This window comes from Rhodococcus sp. ACS1, from assembly GCF_002300155.1.
Taxonomy (GTDB): Bacteria; Actinomycetota; Actinomycetes; order Mycobacteriales; family Mycobacteriaceae; genus Rhodococcus_F; species Rhodococcus_F koreensis.
This window is the reverse complement of the sequence record NZ_NSDZ01000020.1, coordinates 1-9,697: the sequence shown is the minus strand read 5'-3', so window position 1 is coordinate 9,697 and position 9,697 is coordinate 1. Positions and strand designations below refer to the sequence as shown.

The 9,697-nt window shown below is 66.0% G+C and carries 11 protein-coding genes; 9 read left to right on the top strand and 2 right to left on the bottom strand.

Annotated features, from left to right (window positions below; all coding sequences use genetic code 11):
• Positions 1–285 precede the first annotated feature (285 nt).
• The gene (locus CJ179_RS50310) at positions 286–1,128 is read right to left on the bottom strand and encodes a helix-turn-helix domain-containing protein (protein ID WP_095866525.1); all 843 of its coding nucleotides are present in this window, start codon (positions 1,126–1,128) and stop codon (positions 286–288) included.
• 536 nt (positions 1,129–1,664) lie between these two features.
• On the opposite strand from CJ179_RS50310, the gene CJ179_RS52060 reads away from it, so the two are divergent.
• From CJ179_RS52060 to CJ179_RS50270, 9 genes are all read left to right on the top strand, one after another.
• Entirely contained in the window at positions 1,665–1,889 is a 225-nt protein-coding gene (locus tag CJ179_RS52060; RefSeq protein WP_095866524.1) for a hypothetical protein, read from the top strand.
• The gene (locus tag CJ179_RS50300; protein WP_095866523.1) at positions 1,886–2,278 is read left to right on the top strand and encodes a hypothetical protein; all 393 of its coding nucleotides are present in this window, start codon (positions 1,886–1,888) and stop codon (positions 2,276–2,278) included. Before CJ179_RS52060 ends, CJ179_RS50300 begins: the two co-directional genes overlap by 4 nt.
• Positions 2,275–4,530 (top strand): bifunctional DNA primase/polymerase, encoded by a 2,256-nt coding sequence (locus CJ179_RS50295; protein ID WP_143549095.1) that lies wholly within the window; start codon positions 2,275–2,277, stop codon positions 4,528–4,530. Before CJ179_RS50300 ends, CJ179_RS50295 begins: the two co-directional genes overlap by 4 nt.
• A gap of 170 nt (positions 4,531–4,700) precedes the next feature.
• Positions 4,701–4,874: a hypothetical protein gene (locus tag CJ179_RS52055; protein ID WP_179377993.1), complete on the top strand. Its 174-nt coding sequence runs from the start codon at positions 4,701–4,703 to the stop codon at positions 4,872–4,874.
• Positions 4,871–5,209 (top strand): hypothetical protein, encoded by a 339-nt coding sequence (locus CJ179_RS50290; protein ID WP_095866521.1) that lies wholly within the window; start codon positions 4,871–4,873, stop codon positions 5,207–5,209. The genes CJ179_RS52055 and CJ179_RS50290 overlap by 4 nt, the downstream gene beginning before the upstream one ends.
• Positions 5,206–5,526 (top strand): hypothetical protein, encoded by a 321-nt coding sequence (locus tag CJ179_RS50285; RefSeq protein WP_095866520.1) that lies wholly within the window; start codon positions 5,206–5,208, stop codon positions 5,524–5,526. Before CJ179_RS50290 ends, CJ179_RS50285 begins: the two co-directional genes overlap by 4 nt.
• Positions 5,527–5,694: 168 nt before the next feature.
• Positions 5,695–6,492 carry an HK97 family phage prohead protease gene (locus CJ179_RS53675; RefSeq protein WP_257016466.1) on the top strand — a complete coding sequence of 266 codons (798 nt, stop codon included), beginning with the start codon at positions 5,695–5,697 and terminating at the stop codon, positions 6,490–6,492.
• A gap of 5 nt (positions 6,493–6,497) precedes the next feature.
• Entirely contained in the window at positions 6,498–7,811 is a 1,314-nt protein-coding gene (locus CJ179_RS50275; protein ID WP_095866519.1) for a phage major capsid protein, read from the top strand.
• Between the two features lie 3 nt (positions 7,812–7,814).
• Complete coding sequence (locus tag CJ179_RS50270) at positions 7,815–8,006, top strand: hypothetical protein (protein ID WP_095866518.1); 192 nt, start codon at positions 7,815–7,817, stop codon at positions 8,004–8,006.
• Positions 8,007–9,213: 1,207 nt separating this feature from the next.
• Here CJ179_RS50270 and CJ179_RS50265 read toward each other — a convergent pair.
• Positions 9,214–9,423, bottom strand: a complete 210-nt coding sequence (locus CJ179_RS50265) for a hypothetical protein (RefSeq protein WP_095866517.1) — start codon at positions 9,421–9,423, stop codon at positions 9,214–9,216.
• Between the last annotated feature and the right edge of the window lie 274 nt (positions 9,424–9,697).

The following is a 9,697-nucleotide window of genomic DNA, read 5'->3' as shown; positions in this document are numbered from 1 at the left end:
GACGACCTGTACGACGCGGCCCGTGTCCTCAACGACGCGATCGACCTGGTCGAACAGGTCATCGAACGTCAATCACCCATCGCGGGACACCTCAACGCGGAGTAGCGCGCACCCCGAAAACCCTGGTAAGAGGGTGCTTCCGCGCGGTGTTGACGCCTGCGCTGGCGACGGTTTTCGATGGGTGGTGCGCCCGGTGCAGACCATTGGTTGAGCGAAACCCGGAAGCACCCGTCGGCCGGGCGCGCTCACGCTCTGAGAGGCGCTGTGCCGGTTCCGCCTATCCGGTCACACCGGGGTGGGGGTGAAAGTCGCTGTGCGTGGCGCTGAGCGCTCGCCGTGTCGCTCTCGGCACCGACGGCACACACCGTCCGGCGGTGCGGAGACACCCGCCGGGAACACCGACCCGCATCCCTCGCATTCGGGGCGATCGTCGACGTCGGCGGAATCGGCCACGACGACAGGCGGTCGCGGAGCGCCGCCGGGTCGTCGTCGTCGTCGAGCGGAAACCGGCGCGGTTAGTTCTTCTTGGTTAGTACTTAAAGGATCGGGTGTCACCGTGACACCCGGTTTAGTGCACGGTGACACCCGGTTTAAGTCACCGTGATACCCGGTTTCACCGTGACACCCGGTTTCGGCGGAGTTATCCACAGGGTCGGCGGCGTCGAGAAACGCCAGGTCACGAGCGAGCAGGGCACGGGCGTCGGCGATCAGTTCCGGTTCGCTCACCGACGGTCGACCGTTGCGTCCGGCGAGCCGATCGTTCAGGTCCCGCGAGTGCTGCGCGATGATCAGCAGACGCTCACGGGCGAGCCGGTACACCTTCGGGCGGCGCAGCGGATTCTTGATCTTGACGCCGACGACGGACGTCGACGGGTCCTGCACTTCGATCAGACGGAGCTGGACGAGGGTCTTCAGCCCGCGTTGCACCGTGCTCTCGCTCATCCACGACGCACGCGACAACCGGGACACGGACGGGAACGCGTCACCCCAGGTGTCGTTGTCGCGGGACTCGTCGGCCAGGGTGAGCAGCAACATCTTCAGCCCGCCCCGCGACGCGGCCGGGACCGACGCGGGGAGCGCCAGGTCTGGGTTCAGATCGAATACGGCGGCCAGTGCTTGGATCGACATCTTCCGTTCCTTCCGGTTTCGCGTGTCGCGTCACCGGGGAGCGGGGAGGTTCGTTTAAGCTGCACCGTAAGCGCAGCAAAAATGAACCGGCCCATACCGGTTCGGGACGGTTGGTAGCCGACCCATCGCTTGCGCTCGAACCTAATGCCGGGCGGCTCAGTCGCCCGGCATTCAGGTTTTCTCGGTGTGTCACGCCGAGAACCGTTGCCCCCGTTGTAGATACCGCGTAGATACCGGGGTGAGTGTCGGCAAGGCGTGAACCCGTCGACCGCTCCCGGCGAACACCGGGCGTCCCGGAGACTCGAGTCGACGGCTCCACCCCTCACCGACACCCACCCCTCAGCACGCGATATTCCGGAAAACCCGTAGTTCCGCCACCGACCGGACTAGCGAAAACGGCAGGTCGGAACCACACCGCTGTCGTTCGAAACCCCCGCGACCGGCGAAAACTCGGGCTGTGGGCTGCTACTCTTATGAGCCAAGCCATCGACGCCATCGACGCCACTCCCCGTACCCCCCGTACGCGAGGACCACCGATGGCTACCCACATTTCGCACCACCACGCCCGCGTCGCCGCCCTGTCCCGCGACCGCGACCCCGACGACCCCGACCTCGTCGACGCCCGCCAGAACCTGAACACCGCAATGCTCGCCGCCCACATCGAAAAAGTGCTGGCGAAGGGACCCTCGCTCACCACCGAGCAATGCGAACACCTCTCCGCGCTGCTCCGGTCGACAACCGGCAGTGGTGATGCCGCGTGAGAAACGAAGCCACCCCCGCCGGGACGGGCGGGGGCGATACCTCGAAAACCACCAACGACACCGAGCCTAACGCGTCGACCAGCAGAATCACCCATGTCTGTAACGAGTGCGGCCGCGCAGTCGACGACGGCGACGGATACGTCCACATCCGCTACCCGAAACCGGGCGACACCCGCCGACTGCACTGGGAAATCCACCACCGCCGCTGTGACCCGAACCTCGACCGGTACGACTACGCGATCGCGGTGGAACGCGTGCGGACCCTGGTCCAGCTCGCCCACTGGACGCAACACCTCGGCCGCAAACTGTGGTTCCCCGCCACCGACTGGCCCGATCTCGTCGTCCGCGCCCTGCGGTCGGTCCCCTGGACCACCGGAGGCCTAGCGTGACGTACCTCCCGGCCGCCGTCGCCTACTACAGAGCCGGGTGGACGCCACTCCCGCTGCCCCCGAAACGGAAGCACTCACCACCGACCGGCTACACCGGCCGCGACGGACGGCGCCCCGACTCTGTCCCCGACGTCTACGCGCTCGCCGACGGCCACCCCGACGACGCGAACCTCTGCCTCCGCATGCCGGACACCGTCATCGGCCTCGACGTCGACGCCTACGACGGCAAACACGGCGCAGACACCCTCACCGAAGCCGAGAAACGGTGGGGACCACTACCCCCCACCTGGCGATCGTCGAGCCGCGACGACGACCCGATCAGCGGCATCCGCTTCTACCGGGTACCCGCCGGATACGAAGCCGTCGGCACCCTCCGCTTCCCCGAACTCGACCTCGCCGACATCGAAACCGTGCAGTGGTTCGACCGGTACGCCGTCGTGGCACCCTCCATCCACCCCGACCTCGACCCCGACGGGCGCGAACGCCGGTACCGCTGGCACGAACCCGACGGCGCCGTCGTCACCGACGACACCCTCCCCGACCCGGCGACGCTCCCCACCCTGCCCACCACCTGGCTCGGCGGACTCGCCTCCGTCCGACAACACGCAGGCGCCACCGACCCCACCATCCTCGCCGCGCTCCGACGACTCCCCGACGACGGACCACCCACCGGCGCCACCCTCACCCGGCTCACCACCGCGATCACCGACCTGGGCAACGGCTCCCGACACGACAGCACCCGCGACAACGTCCTCGCCCTCTACCGACTCCACGAGCAAGGTCAGGGTGTCGGCACCGCTACCGCGCTCGCCGACCTGTGCCAGCGGTTCGTCCGCACCGTCACCGCCGACGGCACCCGCACACCCGCCGACGCCGGACGCGAATACGTGCGATTCCTCGACGGCGCACCCCGACTCATCGCCGCCACCCCCACCCCCGACCACCACGCCGAGAACGCCGCACTCGCGACACTCGCCGGCGACCGTTCGCCGGCGACCGTCGACGACGAACAGGAATTCTGGGAACGCCGCGACGAACTCACCCGCATTCGCGACACCGCCTACAACCGGGGAGCCAGCCCGTGGGCGGTGTTCGGCGGTGTCCTCTGCCGCGTCATCGTCACCGTCCCGCCGTACATGGTGTTACCGCCGGTCATCTACGGCCGAGCGAGCGTCAACCTGTTCTGCGCCCTCGTCGGCCCCTCCGGTGTCGGCAAGGGCGGCTCCTCCGCCGTCGCCGCCGAACTCGTCCCACTACGACCCGAGATCGGACGCGGCCACGCCGGGTCCGGGGAAGGACTCGCGCACCTGTTCGCGCACAGCGAAGGCAAAGGCGCGACACGCGTCGTCGTCCGCGACTACGACGCGGTACTCGTCGACATCCCCGAGCTCGACACCCTCCGCGCCATCGGCACCCGCTCCGGAGCCACCATCCTGCCGCTACTCCGAATGGCGTTCTCCGGCGAAGACATCGGCCTCTCCTACGTCGACCCGACCCGACGACTCCCGCTCGGCGACCACGGCTACCGGCTGACGATGATCGTCGGCGCGCAACCCACCCGCGCCGACTGGCTCCTCGACGACGCCGACGGCGGCACCCCGCAGAGGTTTCTGTGGCTGCCCGCGACCGACCCGAACATCCCCGACCTCGACGACGCCGACCCGGTGGACCCGATACCGCTGGACCTGTACACGTCCTGGCCACGACGACAGCCACTGACGTGCATCACGATCCCGGCGACCGCGAAACGGACGATCCAACAGGCGAACCGGCACCGGCACGCCGGGAAAGTCGACGTACTCGACGGCCACGCCCTCCAAGTCCGCGAAAAAGTCGCGTACGCGCTGGCCATCCTCGCGAAACACGGCTACGAAATCACCGACGAAGACTGGGAACTGGCCGGAATCGTGATGCGCCGGTCCGACGCAACCCGCGCACAGATGCGACACACGATCGCGAAAAACGCGACCGAAGCCCGTAAAGCCGCCGGACACGCCGACGCCACCCAATCCGACGCGAAGGACACCGAAACCGAACGGCTCCGCGTCGGACGCACCTGCACCCGGCTCCGCACGATCCTCACGAACAGCGGATGGGTGAAACGGAAAACGCTGCGCCTGACGCTGACGCCGACTCAGCGACCGTGTTTGAACCTCGCGATCGAGCACCTCCTCACCGTCGGAGCCATCGAAGAACGGTTGACGAAGAGCGCAAACGGAGCCATCGGAAAGGAGTACCGATCGACGAACTGAAAATGGGGGAGACGGGTAGACGATCGTCTACCCCATGTGCGAAGTCTCCCCCCAGAACCCTTAGACATTTTGTGTGTGACCTGCTGTTTTGTAATCCACCCGTCCGCGCAATCACACAACGGGGGGGACGATCGTCTACCCGTCTCCCCCATTCTCGACGGAGCCTGAACATGACCGCGACACCCCCCAACCCACCCCCAGAACCGCGCGAACCACCCCTCCACCCCGACGGCATCCAAGCGTTGGCCCGCGCACTCGCCGACCGGCGCGCACGTGAGGCCCGATCGAACCGCAACGGCCGAACCGGCGGCCACACCGCGACACCCGAGGAGCAACGACCATGACATCCACCGAACAACCGACCGTCGAACTGAGCGCACTGCTGGAGAGTACGTACGGACACGACGGCCACTGCGACCACGACGACGGTCACTGCCCGGAGCCGATCCGCTGGATTCTCGCCGAGGCCACCGAACCGTCCTGCGTGTGCGGGCACTGCGTCGACGGCCCCGCCGCGCTGGCCTACTACTGCGACACCCACATCGCCCTCTACCCCGCCGCCGACCGCGACGACATCGAGAGCAACGCCGCATGGCGGCCGAACCGGTGGCTGTGGACGATGCTCGCCGACACGAACCCGATACGCATCCACACCGAACAGGAGCAACCGTCGTCATGACCACCTCGAGCCTGCTCGCGACGAAGATCTGGTACATCATCCAGGCGGCCATCGGCGCGATGCCCACCAGCGAATTCGTGGAGCGAATCGCGTACTGCGTGACGCACCCGGAGCACATCCAACCGACCTGGGTGATCGACCGCGACACCCGAACGTTCACCATCATGTGGGCAGGTTCCGCCCTGTTCGTCGGCGGTCCGGACATCCTGGAGTGGCTGTGCGACGACAGCAGTCGCGAGATGCCGGACGGCGGCTGGGTCACCCCACCCCCCGACAACGCATCAGAGCTGTTCGACGACGATGACGGCAACGCGTAAGCGCGCGTACACTACCAGCGCCCGCCGACGACCCCCATCGCGACGGCGGGCCACAGCTCGACTCGGTATCCGAAGCCAGCGCCGAACCCCCCACGGGGGCAACCCGGACCGCGCCGGTCACCATGCGACGCAGCGTCATTCCGCGCGCCGAAAAAGTGGTGAAAACCTATGAGCGAAACCCTGTTCCGCAACACCGAACTCCGAGCCGACGGCACCGGCAGAACCATCTACGGCGTCGCCGTGCCCTACGGCGTCGAAACCGAGATCCACGAACATGGCTCGACGTACCGGGAGGCCTTCGCCCCGTCGGCATTCCAACGCAGCCTGACCGAGAGATCAGGGAAGATTCGGCTGCTCATCAGCCACGACCGGGGCAAATTGCCGGTCGGCCGCGCCGTCGAGCTGTTCGAGCAGAGCGACGGTCTGCACTGCGCCTTCGCGATCGCGAACACGAGGGACGGCAACGACTGCCTCGAACTGGTGCGCTCGGGGTGCGTCGACCAGTTCTCGGTGGGTTTCGTGCCCATCCGATCCCGGCAGGCCGACGGCGTCACCGTCCGCACGGAGTGCTCGCTCCGCGAAGTCAGTTTGGTGAGCCACGCTGCGTACCCGGCCGCGACCGTCGCAGGCGTGAGACACGCGCTCGAGCAGGCGCAACGCATGTCCGTCGACACCGCCAGCCGCAGGCTCGAGATCCTGGTCAGAAGCGCGTGGCCGGACATCGCCGCCCGCGCCAGCGACAAGCTGCCTCATGGAGATGTGGAGTACGCCGACCCCGACGGCTATCAGTCGGACGGCAAGGCCCGCTACCCGATCGACACAAAAGAGCACGTCAAGGCGGCCTGGTCGTACATCAACCAGAAGGCCAACGCCGCCAAATACACCCCCGAGCAGCTCGCGAAGATCAAGGCGAGGATCGTCGCCGCAGCCAAAAAATTCGATATCAATATCTCCGAAAGTAGTTGATTCCCATGACAATCGACGTCCGGAGCCCGGTGTTCGAACGGCTCCGCAAGCTCACCCCCACCGAAGTCGTCGCCGAACGGGACCGGCTGCTCAGCGAAGCGCGGGGCATGCTCGAGCGCTCCGACGACGGGTACCTCACCGCCGACGACCAGGACCGGTTCGACCAGGTCGAGGCCGACATCGAATTCCTGGCGCACGCCCACCAACAGCGGGAACGCGCCCTCACCCTGTACAACACCGGAGGCTTCGAACACGGCTCCCACCACCCCGACACACCACCCGGTGGGTCGCAGAGCCGCACACGGCAACTCAGGGGCGCGCAAACCCTCACCCGAGATCAGTCGCTCGAGCAATGGACCCGCGACAACGGCATGAGCACGCACACCACCACGCACACCGGCGGTTTCGACCAACTCCTCAGAGGCCTCGTTACAGGCGACTGGACCGGCGCCGAGGAGGTCCGCGCGATGTCGGAGGGCACCCTGAGCGCTGGTGGAGCAGTGGTGCCGACTCCGCTCGCGGCCGAGGTTCTCGACTTGGCAAGAAATGCGTCGCAAGTGTTCGCCGCCGGGGCCACCACGGTGCCGATGACCAGCCAAACCCTAAAGCTCCCAAGGCTGGTCGGCGAAGGGGCACCCGCTTGGAGATCGGAAAATGCACCGATCACCGCAGGCGATCTCAGCTTCGACACGGTCACCTTCACCGCGAAGTCACTCGACCGCCTCGTCATCCTGTCGCGGGAACTGTTCGAAGACAGCGACCCATCGGCAGGCGATGTGATCTCGCAGGCGTTCGCCGCTCAGCTCGCCCTCGAGTTGGACCGGGCCGCGCTCCGTGGTACCGGCACCCCACCCGAACCGCGCGGTGTCCTCAACACCGCCGGAATCACCAGCACCGCACACGGAGCCGCAGGCACCGCGATCGGAAACTACGACTGGCTCCTCGACGCCGCCGGGGCCGTGGCCAGCAACAACTACACAGCGAACGCCCACATCGTGGCCCCGCGCACCGTCACGTCATTGCAGAAGCTCAAAGACCTGCAAGGAGCGTATCTTGCTGCGCCACAAGGACTTCTACCGATCCTCCCCAGCAAGCAGGTACCGACGAATCTGACCCTGGGGGCGTCGACGGATTGCTCGGAAATCTATACGGCGCAATGGAACATGCTCGGAATCGGTTTGCGGACCGGGTTCCGAATCCAGTTCCTGCAAGAGCGCTACGCCGACAACGGCCAGGTCGCGTTCGTCGCAAATCTGAGGGCTGACGTGCAGGTTCTCCAGGCCGGAGCGTTCGCGCTCGACACCGGGGTAAGGGGCTAGGCCATGGGCGGTTTCGAGATCCTGAAGTCGGCTCGCGCGGAGAACGCGGAGGCCGCTCGGCTGGCGCTCGACCTCGAGTCCCGTCGCCTGCTCGGCGGTGGCCTGCGGGAAGGCATCGAAGTCGAACGGTGGCGGGCACTCCCCGACTCCACCGACGAAGAACTTTCACTCTTGGGTGAGGGTGAGAGAAGGTGACGCCTGCCGAGGAAGTAGGGCGTCACAACGGCGGGGACCCCCCTGCTCGACGCCGACGCGCCCCGTTGTCCCTTTCGGGGCGCAGTCACCGAGCGGAGGGGTTCCCACCACCATGACGGCCGGGGGGAAGATTGGCGTCCGCAACCCCGGTCACCTGGTGGCCCACGCGGTCCGTCGTCGACCGGGAACTGTGCGTTGTTGTCATCCCGGTAAGGGCCACCATCGTGGCAACCTGCGACGCGACCGCGTGAGCCACCACACCTAGCACCACACACCGACACACACGCCAACGATCCACACGTTGCACTGCAACGCTGCTCGCAACGATGCACGCAACGGCTGCTGTGCCTCTGCCTGCCTGCCTGCCCTGCTGCTGTGCCCTTGCCTGCCCTGCTGAGAGCCCTGCTGCCTGCCTGCCTGCGCTGAGCTGCTGCTGCTGTGCCTCACGACGTTGCACACGTTGCCTCACACGACGTTGCACACGTTGCACGCAACGATGCAATGCCATTGCTGACCTGCAACGCAACGCATGACTCACGTTGCATGACTCGGTTCGCTCGACGCCAGCGACGCGCCATCCTCGAGCCCCACCAGCGCACACCGACCCGACGCCGACGCCGAGCACCCCCCGAAACGACACCACGCAAATTCAATTGCAATTAATTCGCCATTGTTTGCATTTATCCAAGCCATTTAATTTCACGTCGAATTAGTGCCATCCAATAAACCACAAACCCCATAATTCGAACTGCCGAACTATACAACGTCGAATTGTGTGGAGACCGATGGAATTGAATAACCCGCTAGGGTGCCGGGGAGGGGTGGCCAGGGGCTCGCGGCACCCCCCGGCTGACCCCTGAGTCCGTCTCGTTTCTCTCTATTGGAAAAAGTCCAGAAAAGGCCCAACGAAAACGCTTTGACCTGCGGTTTTGCAGCCGCGGTGCGAGTGCCCGGCCAACCCGAAACGCGCTCCGGAGGGGGTTCGGCGGAGTCGTCCCGGTGGTGAGCCGGGCGAAACCCTACGTTCCTATGGTTGTTCACAATGGCTCGAGGTGTTTATGAATTACCGAAAAAGAATGGTCGCAATAAACTTTCACGCCATTCTTTCAAGCGCCGATCGACCATTCTTTCGCCGTCAGAAAGTGGTCAAATTGACCACTTTTTCGGCATCGGAAAGTGGTGAATTTCGCCACTTTGCCCCGAGTGCTCAGCGCCGCGCGTGCAGCTCCTGTTCGACGTCGTCGAGGCTGAGCCCGTATCCGGTCTGGTGGCTCCCGGCGACGAGCCCTCGGGTGTTGCCGTCGACCAGGCCGTACGTGCCGTAGTCGAGTGCTTGGGGGTTCCGTGTGTGGGACTTGACGAGTAGCAGTCCGTGTCGTGCGGCGGCGCGGTGTACTCGGTGTTCGTGTGCGTTCATGGCCGGTGACTTCCTCGTGTGGTGGACGGGACATCGACCGTCCCACCGCTGGCGGGGCCGGGTCCACCGTGTCGGGTGCTCGTGTCACGCTCGGCGCCATGACGGATGACGAGAACCTGGACGGTGACCTCGCGATATTGCGGGCCGGTCTGGTCGCGTTGGCGCGGTCGGCGCGTCAGCTCGCGGAGCGGGTCGGCGAGGCCAGCGACGTAGACGACCTGTACGACGCGGCCCGTGTCCTCAACGACGCGATCGACCTGGTCGAACAGGTCAT

What these genes read in the sequence shown, in the direction of transcription:
- CJ179_RS50310 (WP_095866525.1), bottom strand. Translation starts at nt 1,128, where the DNA reads ATGTCGATCCAAGCACTGGCCGCCGTATTCGATCTGAACCCAGACCTG.
- CJ179_RS52060 (WP_095866524.1), top strand. Translation starts at nt 1,665, where the DNA reads ATGGCTACCCACATTTCGCACCACCACGCCCGCGTCGCCGCCCTGTCC.
- CJ179_RS52055 (WP_179377993.1), top strand. Translation starts at nt 4,701, where the DNA reads ATGACCGCGACACCCCCCAACCCACCCCCAGAACCGCGCGAACCACCC.
- CJ179_RS50290 (WP_095866521.1), top strand. Translation starts at nt 4,871, where the DNA reads ATGACATCCACCGAACAACCGACCGTCGAACTGAGCGCACTGCTGGAG.
- CJ179_RS50285 (WP_095866520.1), top strand. Translation starts at nt 5,206, where the DNA reads ATGACCACCTCGAGCCTGCTCGCGACGAAGATCTGGTACATCATCCAG.
- CJ179_RS53675 (WP_257016466.1), top strand. Translation starts at nt 5,695, where the DNA reads ATGAGCGAAACCCTGTTCCGCAACACCGAACTCCGAGCCGACGGCACC.
- CJ179_RS50275 (WP_095866519.1), top strand. Translation starts at nt 6,498, where the DNA reads ATGACAATCGACGTCCGGAGCCCGGTGTTCGAACGGCTCCGCAAGCTC.
- CJ179_RS50270 (WP_095866518.1), top strand. Translation starts at nt 7,815, where the DNA reads ATGGGCGGTTTCGAGATCCTGAAGTCGGCTCGCGCGGAGAACGCGGAG.
- CJ179_RS50265 (WP_095866517.1), bottom strand. Translation starts at nt 9,423, where the DNA reads ATGAACGCACACGAACACCGAGTACACCGCGCCGCCGCACGACACGGA.